This is a genomic window from Paraburkholderia ginsengisoli NBRC 100965 (assembly GCF_000739735.1).
Taxonomy (GTDB): Bacteria; Pseudomonadota; Gammaproteobacteria; order Burkholderiales; family Burkholderiaceae; genus Paraburkholderia; species Paraburkholderia ginsengisoli.
On sequence record NZ_BBJF01000006.1, the window covers coordinates 52651 to 70894 of the forward strand.

General features: G+C 63.4%; 17 protein-coding genes. 7 read left to right on the forward strand and 10 right to left on the reverse strand.

Translation table 11 applies throughout. The features are described 5' to 3' along the window. Positions 1 to 38 precede the first annotated feature (38 nt). The 5 genes from BGI01S_RS13220 to BGI01S_RS13240 all read right to left on the reverse strand — a co-directional run bounded on the left by BGI01S_RS13220 (position 39) and on the right by BGI01S_RS13240 (position 4815). Entirely contained in the window at positions 39 to 1709 is a 1671-nt protein-coding gene (locus tag BGI01S_RS13220; protein ID WP_042326146.1) for a PepSY-associated TM helix domain-containing protein, read from the reverse strand. Positions 1710 to 1766: 57 nt separating this feature from the next. After that, the gene (locus tag BGI01S_RS13225) at positions 1767 to 2027 is read right to left on the reverse strand and encodes a hypothetical protein (RefSeq protein WP_052400480.1); all 261 of its coding nucleotides are present in this window, start codon (positions 2025 to 2027) and stop codon (positions 1767 to 1769) included. Between the two features lie 50 nt (positions 2028 to 2077). Continuing rightward, positions 2078 to 2356 carry a hypothetical protein gene (locus tag BGI01S_RS13230; protein WP_042326148.1) on the reverse strand — a complete coding sequence of 93 codons (279 nt, stop codon included), beginning with the start codon at positions 2354 to 2356 and terminating at the stop codon, positions 2078 to 2080. Between the two features lie 212 nt (positions 2357 to 2568). Further along, complete coding sequence (locus tag BGI01S_RS13235; RefSeq protein ID WP_042326149.1) at positions 2569 to 3537, reverse strand: hypothetical protein; 969 nt, start codon at positions 3535 to 3537, stop codon at positions 2569 to 2571. Between the two features lie 192 nt (positions 3538 to 3729). Next, on the reverse strand, positions 3730 to 4815 hold the full coding sequence (locus BGI01S_RS13240) for an alpha/beta fold hydrolase (protein WP_042326150.1): 1086 nt from the start codon (positions 4813 to 4815) through the stop codon (positions 3730 to 3732). A 644-nt stretch (positions 4816 to 5459) separates the two neighbouring features. Here BGI01S_RS13240 and BGI01S_RS13245 point away from each other — a divergent pair. Further along, entirely contained in the window at positions 5460 to 5714 is a 255-nt protein-coding gene (locus tag BGI01S_RS13245) for a hypothetical protein (RefSeq protein WP_042326151.1), read from the forward strand. A gap of 256 nt (positions 5715 to 5970) precedes the next feature. Here the strand turns inward: BGI01S_RS13245 and BGI01S_RS13250 are convergent, their stop codons facing one another. Further along, positions 5971 to 6741 carry a tetratricopeptide repeat protein gene (locus tag BGI01S_RS13250; protein ID WP_042326153.1) on the reverse strand — a complete coding sequence of 257 codons (771 nt, stop codon included), beginning with the start codon at positions 6739 to 6741 and terminating at the stop codon, positions 5971 to 5973. A gap of 263 nt (positions 6742 to 7004) precedes the next feature. Between BGI01S_RS13250 and BGI01S_RS13255 the strand changes: the two genes are divergently transcribed. Next, a complete protein-coding gene (locus BGI01S_RS13255) occupies positions 7005 to 8138 on the forward strand; it encodes a retroviral-like aspartic protease family protein (RefSeq protein WP_052400466.1) in 1134 nt (377 codons plus the stop codon). Between the two features lie 83 nt (positions 8139 to 8221). On the opposite strand, the gene dctA is transcribed toward BGI01S_RS13255, so the two are convergent. Beyond that, positions 8222 to 9586, reverse strand: coding sequence for a C4-dicarboxylate transporter DctA (dctA, locus tag BGI01S_RS13260; RefSeq protein ID WP_042326155.1), 1365 nt, complete (start codon positions 9584 to 9586; stop codon positions 8222 to 8224). 162 nt (positions 9587 to 9748) lie between these two features. After that, positions 9749 to 10915, reverse strand: a complete 1167-nt coding sequence (locus BGI01S_RS13265; RefSeq protein WP_042326157.1) for a mandelate racemase/muconate lactonizing enzyme family protein — start codon at positions 10913 to 10915, stop codon at positions 9749 to 9751. 137 nt (positions 10916 to 11052) lie between these two features. On the opposite strand from BGI01S_RS13265, the gene BGI01S_RS13270 reads away from it, so the two are divergent. From BGI01S_RS13270 to fabI, 5 genes are all read left to right on the forward strand, one after another. After that, positions 11053 to 11976: a LysR substrate-binding domain-containing protein gene (locus tag BGI01S_RS13270; RefSeq protein ID WP_042326159.1), complete on the forward strand. Its 924-nt coding sequence runs from the start codon at positions 11053 to 11055 to the stop codon at positions 11974 to 11976. A 339-nt stretch (positions 11977 to 12315) separates the two neighbouring features. Beyond that, the gene (locus BGI01S_RS13275; RefSeq protein ID WP_042326161.1) at positions 12316 to 14589 is read left to right on the forward strand and encodes a DUF3141 domain-containing protein; all 2274 of its coding nucleotides are present in this window, start codon (positions 12316 to 12318) and stop codon (positions 14587 to 14589) included. A gap of 85 nt (positions 14590 to 14674) precedes the next feature. Beyond that, positions 14675 to 15616 (forward strand): phosphate acetyltransferase, encoded by a 942-nt coding sequence (locus BGI01S_RS13280; protein WP_042326163.1) that lies wholly within the window; start codon positions 14675 to 14677, stop codon positions 15614 to 15616. A 9-nt stretch (positions 15617 to 15625) separates the two neighbouring features. Further along, on the forward strand, positions 15626 to 16804 hold the full coding sequence (locus tag BGI01S_RS13285; protein ID WP_042326165.1) for an acetate/propionate family kinase: 1179 nt from the start codon (positions 15626 to 15628) through the stop codon (positions 16802 to 16804). A 2-nt stretch (positions 16805 to 16806) separates the two neighbouring features. Then, positions 16807 to 17589, forward strand: coding sequence for an enoyl-ACP reductase FabI (gene fabI / locus BGI01S_RS13290; RefSeq protein ID WP_042326167.1), 783 nt, complete (start codon positions 16807 to 16809; stop codon positions 17587 to 17589). Positions 17590 to 17606: 17 nt separating this feature from the next. Here the strand turns inward: fabI and BGI01S_RS13295 are convergent, their stop codons facing one another. Both BGI01S_RS13295 and BGI01S_RS30170 read right to left on the reverse strand, forming a co-directional pair. Then, the gene (locus BGI01S_RS13295) at positions 17607 to 18014 is read right to left on the reverse strand and encodes a hypothetical protein (protein WP_042326169.1); all 408 of its coding nucleotides are present in this window, start codon (positions 18012 to 18014) and stop codon (positions 17607 to 17609) included. A gap of 52 nt (positions 18015 to 18066) precedes the next feature. Beyond that, positions 18067 to 18231: a hypothetical protein gene (locus tag BGI01S_RS30170; protein WP_157004166.1), complete on the reverse strand. Its 165-nt coding sequence runs from the start codon at positions 18229 to 18231 to the stop codon at positions 18067 to 18069. Between the last annotated feature and the right edge of the window lie 13 nt (positions 18232 to 18244).

The window sequence follows — 18244 nt, forward strand, 5'->3', positions numbered from 1 at the left end:
GCGCTTGCATCGCGCACGCAACCGACAATCGCCGCCTCTCAACGCCCCTGCTGCGTCTCCACGACCTCATCGACACGCTCGTCCACGTCGTCGATACGCGCGTCGCTTCCCTTCCGCACCGACCACACACTATCCACCCGCCCCGCCTCGATACGCCGACACGTCTTGCGCCACATCCACGCGAAACACAGAGCCCCGAGCGCCGCGCCGACATCGACGCCGAGCGCTCCCGGGTCGGTGGAGAACCACAATCCGCTCGCGGGCAGCAGCGCGCCGACCAGGCTCGTCACCGGAATCGCCGCGCTCGAGAGAGTCGCCAATGCGAGCAATTCGACCGACCCGCGCGCGGCGCCACGCACCATCGCCCAAACGATCGCGGCGACGAACGTCGCGTAGTAGATGCCGACATGCCACGCGTGCAGATCTCCCACACGCCCGGCCAACAGCTTGCCCGCGACGAGCGTCAGCGAAATCCCGCAGATGCAGCCGAGCGCAACGCCCACCGTCAACGATGCCATCACGTACGTCGAACGCCGCTGCGTCACCGGCACGCCGTCGCGGTGCAATGCCTTGCGCCGGCTCTCGATCCACAGCAGGTTGCCCGAGTAAAACAGGAACGCGCCCGCGAGCCCGAGCACGAAATAGCCCCAGCGCACAGGCGCACCGCCATAGCTGCCGAAGTGCAACGCGTAAAACGCGCTCGTCGACGCCGACCAGTTGCTGCCCTCGTCCTCGCCATCGCCCGGCAGGAACTGCGCGTTGAGAAACTTGCCGCTGACCGGGTCCATCAACGCGAAGCCGCCGTCGCGCGCCAGGTAGCGCGCGTCGTCGCCGGCCACGAACACGGTGGCGCCGTCCTGTCCCGCGCGACGATAGCGCAGCGCCGTCGGTTCGAATTGCGGCGCACGCTCGCGGACTTTCGCGAGCAGTCGCGCGGGAGGCAGCATCGTCGGCGGCGGGGCCGAGTCCGCACGCGGCGTGGCGGGCGCCTTCGCGAAGTACGGGTTCTGCGCGACCATCATCGGCTTGAGCGCACCGGCGTAGATCACCCTGTCCTGCACGTCGAAGATGTAATCGCTCAAGCCGAACGCGACCACCGACAGCGCCATCACCAGATGAAACGGCAGACTCAGAATACCGACCGCGTTATGCGCGTCCAGCCACATCCGCTTCAGGTTCTTGCCGATGCGCAACGCGAACAGGTCCTTCACCAGCGTCGGCAGCAGCACGATCACGCCGGCCACCAGCGCGAGCCCGTACAGCAGCGAGACCACGCCCATCACGCCAACGCCGACGTCGTAACCGCCCGGCACGCCCGCGGTCATGTGCAGCAGGTCGATGAAGCGCGCCGCGTCCGACGGCCGGCTTTGCGCGGTGTGCAACTGGCCCTGATCGTCGAGCCACGCATCCCAACGCTGGCCGGCAGAGGGTTGCCACGACATCCGCACGCGATCGCCGTCGACGAGCGACAGCGTGAACAGCTTGCGCGCCGCCGGATGCGCGTCGAGCGTGCGCGCGATCAACACATCGGCGCGATCAAGCGGCACCGACGGCGTCGCGACGACTGCGGGCGGCGTCGTCCACGCACTCAACGAGTCCTTGAACATCGTGATCGCGCCCGCGTAGAACGCGATGAAAAGCAGCAGACCGGCGACGATGCCGGTCCACGTATGAACGGTCTTATAGACGCGAAGAGTATCGCTGCGCATGCTGGAACGGAGAGGGAGGGAGCGGCGCACCGCTCACGGAATAAACGGCTGAAGCGCTCAGAACGGCACGCGCTGACAGAGCAGAACCAGCGAGAACGCAGCCAGATTGGCGAGCGCGAGCCAGCCGAGCGCGCGCGCACCGCTGCGAAACATGAACGACGCGGACGCGACAGCGATCCACAGCGGCGGCACGAGCCACATCGTCACGTGGAATTTGCTGGCCGCCGTCAGGCCACCCGGCGACAGGCGCGCGAACAGCGCGCTCGCCGCGATTGCGAGGCCGAAACCGCCGACCACACCGGCGACGAACTTCGTCATCAGCGCGCGCTCGATTGAACCTGCGGCGCGCCGGCTGGCGGACGCGCGCGTCATCGAGCGGAGAGCCGCGCGCGACGACGTTCGAGCAGCGCGCCGATGAACGGGTACGCGGTCAGGCCCGCCATCAACATCGTCACGACAACCGACAGCGACGTAGCCGGCTGCAACGCGCGAGCCGCGCAAACGAGCGAGAGTGCGATGCACGCCGTCGCCGCGAAACGCGCTGGCCTTGCCGGCAAAGGCGCGCGCAGCCAACGCTGGCTCGGCGCACCCACATAGAACAGCAATGCGCCGGCCAATGCCGACACGACGATCAAAACATTCCCCATATTCTACGAAGCGGCGTGCGGCCCTAACCCACCAATGAGAATCGTTATCATACACGGAGGGTCGCTTTTTAGTCGGTCAAACCGCCCGCCGCGGTTCGTTCGGCACCAGGTGAACATCCGTCGTCACCTGCTGCCGGCATGTGCACGAACATCGAACTCGCACTCGATCGGGTGTTTCAACAGGAAGGCGGCCCCGGCTGCCTTCCTCGCCGTCATATCCGGCCAAACATCTCGCGGTTCAACGTGCGCCGTACGATCGGCGCCAGCGCGGCACCGAGACGCTCCCCCTGACGTTCGTCGATCAGACTCGTCAGAAGTTTGGAGAAGCGCGGCTCCTCGACACCCGACACGATGTATTGCCAGCGGTACGCATCCAGCAGCCCGGCGCGCACGTCGGCCTGCTCGTGCTCCGTGAAAGGCCGCCCCGCATTGGCCAGAAAGTACTCCGCATCGGCCGTGGCCTGCAATTGCAGCAAACCGTCGACAGCGCCGATCAATTCGATCAGATCGTCGACCGCGCGATGACGCGCCATGTCGTCGAGCTTCGCATCGTCGCGAACCCATTCGAGCTCGTCGATGATCGCGTGCTGCGACTCCTCCTTCCAGTGAAACAGGAACACGTCCTTGAATAGCGGGGACAGCGAGTCGTCGAGTTCCATGCTCTGCCGGTAATGCACTTGTGTCACGATCTCGATGCAACAGGTCAGCGCGAGGATCGCCCACGTCGATTTGCCGAGCACGAAGTTCGCGACGTCGTCGGTCGGCGGCATGAAGCGATAGCCCGCCGGCATGTTTTCAGCGGCCAGCATTTCGATGCGGCGGAACAATTCCTGATGCTTAAGTTCCTCTTCGGTAAAACGCATTACCGCTTCAAGCGCAATCTGATCGCCGAGCGCGTGGTCGCGGCCGACTTCGAGCATCTTCGCGCCGACGAAGCGCTCGACCAGCCTGAACATGTTCGCGTAGGTGCGCCCTTGCACTTGCGACATCAAGCGTCGTTCGTCTTCGCTCAGAAACGGCAGCCGCGCCACCTCGGTCAATCCGTCGGGCAAAAACTTATGCGCGACATCGAAGCCGCGTGCGCGAATGACGTCGCGGTCGATATCCCAGCGAATACGGCGGGACACTTCAATACATTTTGCGTAACGTTGCGACGGCAATTCGGCCTGATGGATGTTCATATCTGTCTCCTCGATTGGAAAAGGGATTCGAGCGGTGCAGCACGCGTTCGCATGAGTCACCGTCTGGATCGAATTCTCCGCATCGAAGCGGCACACCGAATGAGGCGGTTGTCCCGGCCGGCACCCGGAATAACGCGGATCGATTCAAAAGAGCGGGACCTGTGTCCCGGATGCCGGTTAAACCGTCCGCAGTCACGCAGCCGGCGAATCGAAGCCGGCCTTGCGCGCCAGCACGATGGCTTGAGAGCGGTTCTCCACTTCGAGCTTCGCGAAGATACTCGTGATGTGATTGCGCACGGTCTTCTCGCTGAGCGCGAGACGCGCGGCGATCTGGGCGTTGTCGCGTCCGCCGGCAATCAATTCGACAATATCGCGCTCGCGCGGCGTCAGCGTGGCGAATACGGGATCAGCGGGCGCATTGGCCGACAGAAAGCCTCTTGTTTCGTCGCGCCATCGCAGCCACGCAGGTTCGGTGTCGAGCAACAGATGGTTCTCGCTTTCGAGCGGCACGAAACGCGCATCCGGAATATGGCCTGCGAGCAAACGGCTTTCCTCGAACGGCACACGCGCGTCACCGCTCGCATGCAACACGAGGGTCGGGCACGCGACCCGATCGAGCAGGTCGACGACGTCGATATCATTGAATACCCGCATGATGCGCGCGGCGTTGTGCGGCGTGGTGGTCATGCGTTCGAGTTCGTTGAACCAGCGATGCTGTTCGGGCGTGCCGCCGGGTATGAACTGCGTCGTGAAGAATTGCCGGAACGCCGGATTCTGTTGTCCCCAGCCGAGTTCCGCGAGCTTGACGAGCGTCTCCGCCTCGTCGCGTACCGCGTCGCCGGCCTGCCGCTTGAGCTTGCCACGCGCGTAGCCGCCGTACAGGATCAACTGCGTGACACGCTCGGGATGCGCGACCGCATAAGCTACCGCGATCGATGCGCCTTGCGAGATGCCGAGCAGTGCGAAGCGTTCGGCGCCGCTCGCGTCGATTACGGCTTCGAGATCACGCAGCCACGCGTCGAAGGAGATATCCGCGACCTCGCGATCGGACAGTCCGCAAGCGCGCTGGTCGTAACGCACAAGCGTGTGCTTGCGACTCAACTCGGCAATCAGATGACTCCAGACGGGGCTCGTCAGATCCAGTTCGAGATGACTCAGCCAGTTTGCGGCTTTGACAATCGCGGGTCCCGCGCCGGACTGTGCATAGGCGATGCGTACGCCGTCGCTACTGGTACAGAAGCGTATCTGCTGCCTGAGACTGGGCGGGCTGGCGGACATGAAGTCAGCATGTAACCGATGACTTAAAAGCTGGCGGCTGCGGGACTTGAAATAGCGCGCACTGCAGGCCGACTTCCAACATAGGAAGGCGTGTTTGTGAAGTCAAGCGGGCGAGTTCCCAAGGCGGGACAGCAAACGCAGAAACCATCAGCGATGGATTGAATCGTATATAGGCCGCTTATGCGAGAGAGCATTCGTCAATGCACTACCCAATACAAACACCGCGTGCAAACGTTGTCCCGCGGCATCTCACTTCATTCGTACTTAAACGCCACATGAGAAAAGGTAACAGTCACCCAATACATATTTGACAACATTACAATGACCTTTCTCTTAACAATTGGAAGGCACGCAATGGTTCTATTTCACCGCGGCGCGGCAATTCAAGCGTCGAGCGTCAGGCACGGCCACACCTTCGTCGCCCGTGCCTGCATTCTGAAAGAAGACGGCGAATCCACCTCGCTGGGTGACTTGGGTCAGTTCGCAAGCCCCGTGTGCGCCTACGAATTCGCCGTGCGCTGTGCGAGTGCTTTTGTCGACGGTCTGCCAATGCCCCGCTGCCCGTTCGGCCAATCATCCACCGTTGACAAAGCGGTACATAGCTAGCCGTCGGTCAAACAGCAACGCGACGCAAAGGAGACGCAATGTACAAACCCGTACTAAGCCGCTTTCAATACACCCGTCGGCACGGCAAGCGACGCACTTATGACATCACGGTGAACCTCGTGCAAAAGGCCTCCGGTGTTTGCACATACGCGGCATGGGTGCATTTCGAAGCCGAATTCAAGGGTTCGGGATTGATGCTGCCACTCGTCGCCAATACACCCGACGCCGCAGTACGCGAAGCACAGATGCGTATTCAGGAGGACATCGACAATCTGATCGGGATTGTCGAGTAAAGAATCGCAGTGTTGGCGCCACGCGCATCGACACCCATATGCGTGGCCTCCACGAGGTTTATACCCGCAGGTCTTCGTAAAACGCACCGAAGTGCCGTGTCGGATGGACCAGTTGTATTTCGGGTATCCATAGACCCGCGTCCGGACATCAATCGAAATCACCGAGATCGCCCGCCTTGTAAATCGCGGGCGGAAAATCGCTGACGCGGTCTCGCCGACCGCCTGACACCGCCGCCGAACGCTTTTCCCCACCCGCTCAACGACGCGTCGACGCCGTCGCCTGCGCTGTCTGCGCGCGCTGCAGCCATTCGCGATTGTGCTCCCTCGCGTGGCGCGGCCAGTGCCTCGCGTCCTGAACGATTTCCGCATACAACTCGTCCGCTCGCCGACGATCCGCCGCGTCCGGTTGCACTGCCAGCCAGTCCGCGAACAGGCAGCGCGGAGCCACGTCGCTCGCGCAGGTCAAAGCCTGCTCGAACGCCGCGCGCGTCCCCGGCGCGCCGAGTGCGGCGAGCGTGCGCGCATACAACAGCGCCGGCTCTCCCTGATTGCGGGCCTGCGGATTGGCGGCGAACAGGCTCGACAAAGTGGCGTCGGCGGCGGTGTAGTTGCCCAGCGCAAACTGCGCGCGAGCGAGGCCGTGCAGCAGTGCGGGGTCGTTGGCGAATGGGCCGTTCGCGGCGGCCTGATAATGCTCGAGCGCTTCGCCGGGATTGCCGGCTGCCAGCAACGCATCGCCGAGCCGCAGACGGTGCTGGACCGTGGGCGCGCGGTCGAACTGAGCGCGCGCCTCGCGTACCGCGCGATTGGGATCGACGAACTGCGTGAGGGCCTGCGTCGCCGCCCGTGCGCCAGGCGACTGGCGCAAGCTCGGCAGATAGATCGCGAAGAGGTACACGAGGCTGCCCAGCATCGGGAAGGCGAACAGGATGAAAAGCCAGTACAGGCCCTGTCCGCTGCGCACCGCGTGTACGGCGAAGTAGATCGCGACAATGACGTGAAGACCGATTCCGAAAAAATATCGCATGTTTATTCAACCTTCGAGCCGATGAGAGCACCTGCCGGAAATGGCCGCGCTGATTCTTTATCGGCAAGTTTATTACAGCGGAATGCTCACGCGACATTTCACTGCGTCGACAGGTCAACGCATTCATTGTTGATGGATCGACTTTGAGCCAATTGCTTTCTAGAATAGCGACGGCATCAGCCTAACTCACGATAAAAGATCAGCGCATGTGGTTCAGAACGATAAAGAACGCCGATAGATCATCCATTCAACCGCTCTCGGTTATGGCGCGACTTGCATACTGGACCATTGGCAGGCGCACCGGCGTTTCGAGCGGCACGAATAGCGCATCACTGCTCCGTATCGGCGCACTGTCGCTATTGTTTTCGCTGGGCGGATGCGGCCAATCCGTTCCGGAGGAACTCAAACCCGCGGTCGATCACTACCATCTGGGCACAGTTGCCGCGAGCGATCTGACCGCTGCGGATACCTCGCGCGCACTGTCCCAGTTGGGCCGGGACGCCTGCAATCGCGACGCAATGAACACCCTGGCGGTGCGGCTCGAACGTACCGGTTACCGGCGGGAAGCGGCGAACGCGCTGACGCAGTTCGTCGACCGGTGCGGGCGTATGGACGGCTTTCTGAGTGCGGCGGCGAACGACCTGATGGCGGTCAGCGACTATCACGCCGCAGTTGGCGTCGCGGACCGTCTCGTACAAACCGACGGCATCAATCCGCAGTACTACTTCCTGCGCGGCCAGGCGAGAGAAGGCGCGCACGACTATGAAAGCGCGCTCGCGGACTACATGCAAACCATCGCGCTGGTGCCGGATGTGTCGCATATCACGAGCAATCTGTTCATTCGCTCCGCTGACATGCACGCCAAAGCGGGACGCTATTGCGAGGCGATCAGCATGATTCACATGTGGACATCGGCCGAACCCGGACGCGCGAACAATCCGCAGGCCAACCGGCAGATCGCCGACTATGCGGCGCACCAGTCCTGCCCGTCGTCGTACGCGTCGGGCGACGACAGCTTCGCGCGCGAGGCCGGTAAGACGATCCGCGTGAAGGCGCTCGTCAACGGCGTGAGCGGGACATTCATCGTCGATACGGGGGCGAGCTACGTGTTGTTGACGCGCACGTTCGCACAACGCGCGCACGTGCCGGTCGACAACGCGCGGAAGATTCAACTGATGACAGCGAACGGCCAGCGGGCCGGATTGTTGACGCAGGCTTCGTCGGTCAATGTCGGCCACGCCAGCGCGGACCGCATCGTACTGACTGTGGACGAGCGCACTGGTTCGCCGCTCGGCAATGGCATCGACGGTTTGCTGGGACAGTCGTTCCTGTCCCGATTCCAGACCGAGTTCACGCCGACCCACTGGTCCATCCGGCCGACCGGATTAAAAGGTTAATAGCCGGTCAGAACCGCGAACGTGTTCCCGGCACGACCGTCATCTGGCGCACCAGGACCAGGCGTGAGCATCGACTCGGCGAATCAATGCGTTCCGGAGCGAAGCAACGTTTCCTCTGCCGACACCGGCCGCTCCTGAGCCTCCCTGCCGGCAGGCCGCAATGCGTCGATGTCGCTGCCCGCCGATTGCCGGTCGAGCACCGCGCGCGCCTTGTTCATATCGAGCGCCCCTTCCCAGCGCGCGACCACGATAGTCGCAACGCCATTGCCGATCAGATTCGTCACCGCGCGCGCCTCGTTGAGAAAGCGGTCGACACCCAGCAATAGCACGAGTCCGGACACCGGAATCTTGTGCATGCTGGCAAGCGTCGCGGCTAGCGCCACGAAGCCCGCTCCGGCCACACCCGCCGAGCCTTTGGAGGTGAGCAGCAGCACGCCGAGCAATAGCAATTGATCCCAGATCGTCAGGTGGATATTCATCGCCTGAGCGACGAACATCGCCGCCATCGTCAGATAGATCGCGGTGCCGTCGGCATTGAAGGTATAGCCGGTCGGCAACACCATTCCGACCACCGGCCGCGAACAGCCGAGCTTTTCCATCTTGATGAGCATCTGCGGCAGTACGGCCTCGGTCGACGCAGTGCCGAGCGTGATAAAGATCTCATCCTTGATATAGCGAAGGTACTTCCACAACGACAGTCCGCACAATCGCATCACGAGTCCGAGCACGCCGACCACGAAGAAGATCGACGTGAGATACAGGCAAAGCATCAACTGACCGAACGATGCCAGCGTGCCGATCCCGTACTTCGCGATCGTAAACGCCATTCCGCCGAATGCGCCGATCGGCGCCACGTACATCACGATCCGCACCACGCCGAACATGCCTTGCAGGAACATGTCGAGCATATCGACGAATGGCGCGGTGCGCGGCCCCAGCTTCGCGAGAGAAATGGCGAGAAGCACCGAGAAGAAGATGATGGGCAGAATTTCGCCGTTCGCAAATGCGCCGACAATGCTGTTCGGCACGATGCTCATGAAGAAATCCAGCATGCCGTGCTGCTGGGCCGCGTGGGTGTAGCTGGCAATCGACGAACTGTCGATATGCGCGGGGTCGATGTTCATCCCGCTGCCGGGCCGTATCACATCGACGATCACGAGGCCGATCATCAGCGCGATCGTCGACGCCACCTCGAAGTAAAGCACCGCCTTCACGCCCACTCGACCCGCCTCATGCAGATCGTTCATCCGCGCAATGCCGACCACGACCGACGCGAAGATGATCGGCGCAAGGAGCATTCTGATCAGTTTGATGAACAGGTCGCCGAGCGGCTTCAACTGCGAACCGATATCGGGGTAGAAGTGTCCGACGAGGATGCCGGCCACAATGCCGATCAGTACCTGTACATAGAGTCTGCTGAGATATTTTCCGATCTTTGAAACCCGCATGTCTGTCTCCTATGCGTGGCGTCTTCATGAGAGTTCGGACCGGCATTCGCAACAGCGCCTACCGCTGCCGCGAATACGGCCGGATTTCGCCTGCATTCTTTTTATGTTTTCCAAGCGCTGCGCCGACCTTTCAGATCGGCGCTTAAAACTCGCCGCTTAATCTCAAGCGGACAACTTACGCATCTCGACAATCAGATCGGCTTTTCCTTCGAAGCCGATACCCGGCAAATCGGGCATCGTGATATAGCCGTTGTCCACTTTCACGCCGTCCGGAAAGCCGCCGTACGGCTGGAACAGATCCGGGTACGATTCGTTGCCGCCCAGACCCAGGCCGGCCGCGATGTTCAATGACATCTGATGCCCGCCATGCGGAATGCAGCGGCTCGGCGACCAGCCGTGCTGATGCAGCATGTCGAGCGTGCGCAGATACTCGACGAGGCCGTAGCTCAATGCGCAGTCGAACTGCAGCCAGTCGCGATCCGGACGCATGCCGCCGTAGCGAATCAGATTGCGGGCGTCCTGCATCGAGAACAGATCTTCGCCGGTCGCCATCGGCTTGTCGTAGTAGTTGCGCAGCGTAGCCTGCAATTCGAAGTCGAGCGGGTCGCCCGGTTCCTCGTACCAGAACAGATCGTATTGCGACAGAGCCTTCGCGTACTGGATCGCCGTATCCAGATCGAAGCGGCCGTTCGCGTCGACGGCGAGTTTCTGTCCGTCGCCGAGCACACTCAGAATCGAGTCGATACGGCGCAGGTCTTCATCGAGCGACGCGCCGCCAATCTTCTTCTTCACGACCGTGTAACCACGATCGATATAGCTGCGCATTTCGTCTTTCAGTTTTCCGTGATCCTGGCCGGGGTAGTAATAGCCGCCCGCCGCGTACACGAAAATCTTGCGGTCAGGCTGGCCGTTGCCATAACGATCCGCGAGCAACTGAAAGAGCGGTTTGCCTTCGATCTTCGCGACCGCGTCCCAGATCGCCATGTCGATCGTGCCGATTGCGACCGAGCGCTCGCCGTGACCGCCCGGCTTCTCGTTGGTGAACATGGTCGCCCAGATCTTGTGCGGATCGAGATTGTTGCCGGTGGCATCGACGAGCGTCGCGGGATCGGCTTCGAGAATGCGCGGAATGAAACGCTCGCGCATCAGCTTGCCCTGGCCGTAGCGGCCGTTGGAATTGAAGCCGTAACCGATCACCGGCTTGCCGTCACGGATCACGTCGGTCACCACGGCGACGAGACTCAGCGTCATCTTGCTGAAGTCGATGTACGCATTACGGATCGGCGAGCTGATCGGAACGGTCTTCTCGCGGATTTCTACGATTCTCATGGATGTCTCCTTGTTGCACTGCCGGTTGACCGGGCAACGGGCGGTGGGAATGCGTAGGTTATTCGCGGGGACCGGCGTTATGATTCACCCAAAGTCACTTCTTTATTAACTTACGGTGAAAAGCGGGTGAGAACCGGGTGAAAAGCGACCTGTCGTCCCAACTGGAGTTTTTCGTGCTGCTGGCGCGGCACGGCAATCTGTCGGCCGTGGCGCGCGACATGGACATCACGCCGCCGGCGGCCACCAAACGGCTCGCGCAACTCGAAGCGCGCCTCGGCGTGCGACTGGTCAATCGGACTACGCGCAGCATCAGCCTGACCGCCGAAGGCGAGACGTACCTCGACTACGCGACGCGCATTCTGGCTGACGTGCGCGAGATGGAAGAAGTCGTATCGTCGAGCCGCTCGGTGCCGCGAGGGCTGTTGCGGATCAATGCAACGCTGGGATTCGGCCGCACGACGATCGCGCCACTCGTTTCCGAATTCGCAAAGCGCTACCCGCACGTCGAAGTGCAACTCGATGTCACCGACCGGCCGATCGATCTCGTCGAAAGCGGCGTGGATCTCGCGATCCGCTTCGGCGAATTGCCGGACAAACGTCTCAACGCGCGCCGCGTCATGTCGAATCGCCGCTTTCTCTGCGCATCGCCGCGCTATCTCGAGTTGCACGGCACGCCTGAAACGCTTGCTGACTTGTCGGATCATCAGTGCATCGTGCATCGCCAGAACGACGACGCGTACGGTATCTGGCGCCTGATGCACAACGGCGACGCCCAGGCGATCAAGGTGCACGGCATGCTGTCGAGCAACGACGGCGACATCGTGCTGGGCTGGGCGCTGGACGGCCACGGCATTCTGGTGCGCTCGGAATGGGATCTCGCGAAGTACCTGGAGAGCGGGCGCTTGCGGATCGTGCTTCCCGAGTTCGCGCAACCGTCGGCCGACCTGTTCGTCTACTACCCGAATAAACGCAATCAATCGGCGCGCGCGCGGGCCTTCATCGACTTCCTCGTCGATCGCTTCAAACGAAGCGCAAATACTCTTCCATCTCTTTCCCCATAACGCGCGAGCGAGCGGTCCATGCAGCGCGGCGCACAGAGCGGCGGCACGTTCGCCACAAGCCACCGCGGGTCATTTCGGTTTGCCAGTGGAAACTTGACCGTCTAAACTGGTCTGGTTGATGCGGTGCAGCACATGGCGTTGCGGGTCCGTGTCACGCGCGTGACAAACGGCGGTGATAACCCACCTGGACGTGCTGCGCGTTTTCCTCGCTGATTCTGGTAAAAGCCGCGCCCTCCACACGGCGCACTCAGTCTCGCCCAGTCCCACGCGTGCCGCGTAAAACCGCGCATAGGGGATGCGACAGGGTCGAGCCGACTACCTGAGGAGTTCGAAGCGATCATGACCCAGTCACCACCGCTACCCGCCTCGCCCGACTTTAGCGCGCCCGCCGTTCCGGTTGGTGTGCCGTTCGTGCAGGCCGCTGTCGACTACTCCATCGACGCCTGGCAACGCGGCGTTCTGTTCGCCGACGTGCTGCGCGAGCGCGGCAACCAGTATCAGGCGCATCTGCGCGAACGCACACCGAATGTGCTCGACTTCGCCGCCGAATTGATCGTCGACGGAAGAACCTTGCCGCGACCGGTCAACTACGGGCTCGTGCGCATCGTCGCCCCCGACGACCTCAAGCCCGAGCGCGACGCCGTCAGCGCGCACGATCCCGGCCGCCTGCGCCCGTTCGTCGTGTTCGATCCGCGCGCGGGGCATGGTCCGGGCATCGGCGGATTCAAGCGCGACAGCGAAATCGGCGCCGCCTTGCGCGCCGGCCACAAGTGCTACTTCGTCGGCTTTCTGCCCGACCCGGTGCCGGGCCAGACGGTCGAAGACGTGATGCGCGCGGAAGCGACGTTCCTCGAGAAAGTCATCGAGTTGCATCCCGACAGCCCCGGCAAGCCCGCCGTGATCGGCAATTGCCAGGCCGGCTGGCAAGTGCTGATGACCGCCGCGATGCGGCCCGAACTGTTCGGACCGATCATCGTCGCCGGTGCGCCGGTGTCGTATTGGGCCGGATGGCGCGGCAAGAATCCGATGCGCTATTCCGGCGGACTGCTCGGCGGTTCGTGGCTGACCGCGCTCACCGGCGACCTCGGCGGCGGACGCTTCGACGGTGCATGGCTCGTGCAGAACTTCGAGAACATGAACCCGGCCAACACGCTGTGGCACAAGCAGTACAACCTGTATGCGAACATCGACACCGAGGCGCAACGCTATCTCGGCTTCGAAAAGTACTGGGGCGGCCACGTGTTTCTGAACGCGGACGAAATGCAGTACATCGTCGATAACCTGTTCGTCGGCAACCGGCTCGTGCGTGGCGAGATCGTCACCTCGGACGGCATTCGCCTCGATCTGCGCAATATCCGTTCGCCGATCGTCGTGTTCTGCTCGTACGGCGACAACATCACTCCGCCACCGCAAGCGCTCGGCTGGATCACCGACCTGTACCGCGACGACGCCGAGCTTTTCGCCCACGATCAGACGATCGTGTACGCCACGCACGAGAACATCGGCCATCTCGGCATCTTCGTGTCGAGCAGCACGGGGCGCAAGGAGCATCACGAGTTCGTCAGCAATATCGATCTGATCGATCTGCTTCCGTCGGGTGTGTACGAAGCGCAGATGGGAAAGAAGGTCGCCGCCACCGCTAGCGCGGAACTCGTCGAGGGCGAACATGTGCTGGCCGTCACGCGGCGCAGCGTCGACGATGTGCGCGCGATCGTGCAGCCCGACCCGGCGAGCGACCGCCGCTTCGCGACGGCGGCTTATGTGTCCAACTTCAATCTCGGGCTGTACCGCAGCTTCGTGCAGCCGTGGGTACGTGCCTGCACGACGCCGGAGTCCGCCGGTGTCGCAAGCCGTGTGCACCCGCTGCGCGTGCCGTATGAGTGCTGGTCCGATCGTCATCCGCTCGCGTCGAGCGTCGCTCATCTCGCGGACAGCGTGAAAGAGCAGCGCAAGAGCGTCGGCGCCGACAATCCGTTCTGGCAGATGCAAACGCATATGTCGAACGCGATCGAGGCTTCGCTCGACTACTACCGCGACGTACGCGACGCGGCGGTCGAGCAGATGTTCGAGACGATCTACGGCGCGCCCTGGCTGCAGGCAATGGCCGGCCTTCCCCCCGCGCGTGACGACGAAGCCACCGCCGCCGTGACCCAGGCGGGCGCGGTGCAGGAACAGGACGCGCCGATCGCGGCCGGCCACGACCGCCTGCGCGCGGCCATGGCGACGGGCGGACTCGTCGAAGCGAGCGTGCGTGCGTTGCTGTTCGTGCGCCGCACGCATGGCGAAGCGGATGAGCGGCGCTTCAATCTCGCGCGCGCGATGCTTGGCACGCTCTCCGATCGCGGGATTCTCGCTTTCAAAACGGTGGTTCGCGAGCAGGCCGCGCTGCTGCGTTTCGACAGCGACGCCGCGATCGACGCGCTGCCCGTCCTGCTGAAGGGCGTGCCGCCCGCCGATGTGCGCTCCGCCGCGCGCCACCTCGACAAGCTCTCCGCGACGCTCGCCCTCGACGAACACGAGCGCGCCGATCTCGCTCGCGTGCTGGCGATTTTCAAAGCCGCGGAGAAAGCGAAAACGACGCAGCGTGACGAGGTTCGTCAGAAGGTCGAATAACGCTCGGCGCCGGACATTCGCACGTTCGCCCGGCGCCGAATTCGCGCTGGGCGCCCCCCACGTTGAGACATCGAGGGTTCATCATATGGAACACCAGCGCGACAAGTACGAGCGGCTCGTTTCGTTTGCCGCCACGCTGCCGCCCACGCCGACCGCGGTCGCACATCCGGCCGATCACGATTCGCTGTCGGCGGTGATCGAAGCGGCGCGGCTCGGGCTGATCGCGCCGATTCTCGTCGGGCCGCGCGCGAAGATCAGCGCCGCCGCGCAAGCGGGCAATCTCGAACTCGGCGATCTGCCGATCGTCGACGTGCCGCATAGTCATGCTGCGGCGGCGGCCGCCGTGCAACTCGTTCACGAAGGCCAGGCGCAGGCGTTGATGAAAGGCTCGTTGCACACCGACGAGTTGATGGCTGAAGTCGTCGCGCGTGGCACGGGTCTGCGCACCGAGCGCCGCGTCAGCCATTGCTTCGTGATGGATGTGCCGGGCCGCGAGGACGCGCTCATCATCACCGATGCGGCCGTCAATATCTCGCCGACACTCGACGACAAGCGCGATATCGTGCAGAACGCGATCGACCTCGCGCACGCGCTGCGCTTTCCGGCCGCGCGCGTCGCGATTCTCTCGGCGATGGAAACCGTCAACTCGAAAGTGCCGTCGACCCTCGACGCGGCCGCGCTGTGCAAGATGGCCGACCGGCAGCAGATCACCGGCGGCATTCTCGACGGCCCGCTCGCGCTCGACAACGCGATCAGCGTAGAGGCCGCGAAAATCAAGGGTATCGTGTCGCCGGTCGCGGGGCGCGCGAACATCCTCGTGGTGCCGGACCTCGAAGCAGGCAACCTGCTCGCGAAGAGCCTGTCGTTTCTCGCGGGTGCGGACGCCGCCGGCATCGTGCTCGGCGCGAAGGTGCCGATCATCCTGACGAGCCGCGCCGACTCGGTGATCACCCGGCTCGCGTCCTGCGCGGTCGCCTCGCTCGTCGCGCTCGCGCGGCGCGAGACGCTCGCCGCGGCCATCGTCTGAGGCGCCGGCATGGACGTCATTCTGGTTATCAACTCCGGCTCGTCGAGCATCAAGTTCCAGGCCTACGCGGTCGACGGCCACGCGCTCGATCCGATCGCGGGCGGCAAGCTCGAAGAACTCTACACCGCGCCGCGTCTTATGGTGAAGCGGCACGACGGCGAAGTGATCGACGAACGGCGCTGGCCGGAGGGCGAAAGTCTCGGCCATGACAACGCGATCGCGTTCCTGTTCGACTGGCTGCGCTCGCATGCCGACGGCGCGACGTTGCAGGCCGTCGGTCATCGGGTCGTGCACGGCGGCGGCCGTTATACCGAGCCGGTGCGCGTCGACGCGGAGGTCCTTGCCGTGCTCGAGACGTTCGTGCCGCTCGCGCCGCTGCATCAGCCGCATAACCTCGCGGCGATCCGTTCGATCACAGCGCGCAATCCGGACGTGCCGCAGATCGCGTGCTTCGACACCGCGTTTCACCACACGCAACCGCCACTCGCGACGCGCTATGCGTTGCCGCCCGAGATCACGAACCGAGGCGTGCGTCGCTACGGTTTTCATGGCCTCTCGTACGAGTACGTCGCGAGCGTGCTGCCGCAATACAGCGAGCGTGCGGCGCGCGGCAAGACGGTCGTGCTGCACCTGGGCAACGGCGCGAGCATGGCGGCGCTCGATCAAGGCAGGAGCGTTGCGAGCACGATGGGCTTCACCGCCGTCGAAGGACTCGTGATGGGCACACGCTCGGGCAGTCTCGATCCCGGCGTCGTGTTGTGGATGATCGAAGAAGCGCAGATGGACGCACGCGCGATCGGCTCGCTGCTGTACAAGCGCTCGGGGCTGCTCGGCGTTTCCGGCATTTCGAGCGACATGCGCACGCTGCTCGCCAGCGATGCGCCCGCCGCGGCCGAGGCGGTCGATCTGTTCTGCTACCGGATTTCACGCGAACTCGGCTCGCTCGGGGCCGCGCTCGGCGGGCTCGACGCGCTCGTGTTCACCGCGGGCATCGGCGAATATGCGGCGCCGGTGCGCGAACGCGTATGCCGCGCGGCCGCGTGGCTCGGCGTGTCGCTCGACGCGAGCGCGAACGAACGGCACGGACCGCGCATTAACGATGCGCAAAGCGCGGTGGAAGTCTGGGTCATTCCGACCAATGAGGAACTGATGATTGCCCGGCACACGCTCGAACGACTGGAGGGATGACGATGGATAAGCTTTCCGCGCAGCCATTCGCGCAACACAAGGTGCTGATCGTCGGCATCGCCAACGAACACTCGATCGCCTATGGCTGCGCGCGCGCCTTTCGCGAGCTGGGCGCGGACCTCGCGATCACCTATCTGAACGACAAGGCGAAGGCCTACGTGGAACCGCTGGCCGAAGAACTCGGCGCGTCGATCCTGCTGCCGCTCGACGTCTCGAAGCCGGGCGAACTCGACAGCGTATTCGACACGCTCCGCGAGCGCTGGGGACGGCTCGACGTCGCGGTCCATTCGATCGCGTTCGCGCCGAAGAGCGATCTGCAAGGCGGTCTGCTCAACAGTTCCGCCGAGGGCTTCGCGCAGGCGATGGATATCTCGTGTCACTCGTTCATCCGGATGGCGCGGCTCGCGGCGCCGCTGATGACCGAAGGCGGCTCGCTGTTCGCGATGAGCTACCTGGGCGCGAGCCGCGTGGTGCCCAACTATGACCTGATGGGCCCGGTCAAGGCGGCGCTCGAAGCGTCGTGCCGCTATCTCGCGCACGAGCTCGGGCCGAAGCGCATCCGCGTGCATCCGATCTCGCCGGGGCCGTTGAAGACGCGCGCGGCGTCGGGGCTGAAGGACTTCGATCTGCTACTCACCGAGGCGGCCGAGCGCGCGCCGATCGGCGAGCTGGTCGACATCATGGATGTGGGGTACACCTGCGCGTTTCTGGCGACGCCTTACGCGCGCAGGATGACGGGCAATACGATCTTCGTGGATGGAGGTGTGAGCATCATGAACGGGTAGTCTCGCGACGAACCCGTTTACGCGCTCGGGCAGGATGATGTCGCCCCGCGTTCCCGGTTCGCTATTACCGCGTTCACGACATCGGCCGTCTTCTTCGGCGGCAGCATTTGCCAACTATCTCGCGACGACGTCGGCAAAGCCAGCTGCTCGGCGCCGGCGACAGGATGTGCCGGGTCGCCGCTTTGACCGGCATCGCCCGTTTCGAGCCTGGCGCGCACCTCGACGCGATGAATGTCCCACCAGAGCACCGACCCTTGCGGAAACAGGTCCTCGCTCAGAGATTTGAACGTCGACAGCAGACGCACGGCGGCCAACGGATCCCTCAGCCAGATGTACTCGCGTGCAAGATCGGGCGCGTTGATCGCAAAGAACTCGCATCGGCGGAATCGGCAATGTCGAAGCGGCGCAGCGCCTTCGCCCGCCACTTGTGGGCGTCCGTCCAGTTGCCCGCCTGTTCGCACAGCTTCGCCAGATCGATCAGCGCGCGACGCGTGGAAAAATGCGCCGCGCCTCGCGACATGTAAAGCTGCGCGCCACCGCATCGGTCAGAATGGGCACGAGCATGATCCTCGGTATCGACGGATTCGCGCCGATCACCTGCACGATCTGCTCATATTCCGGCAGTGAGAGATCGCCATGCATCTGATTGACAGGC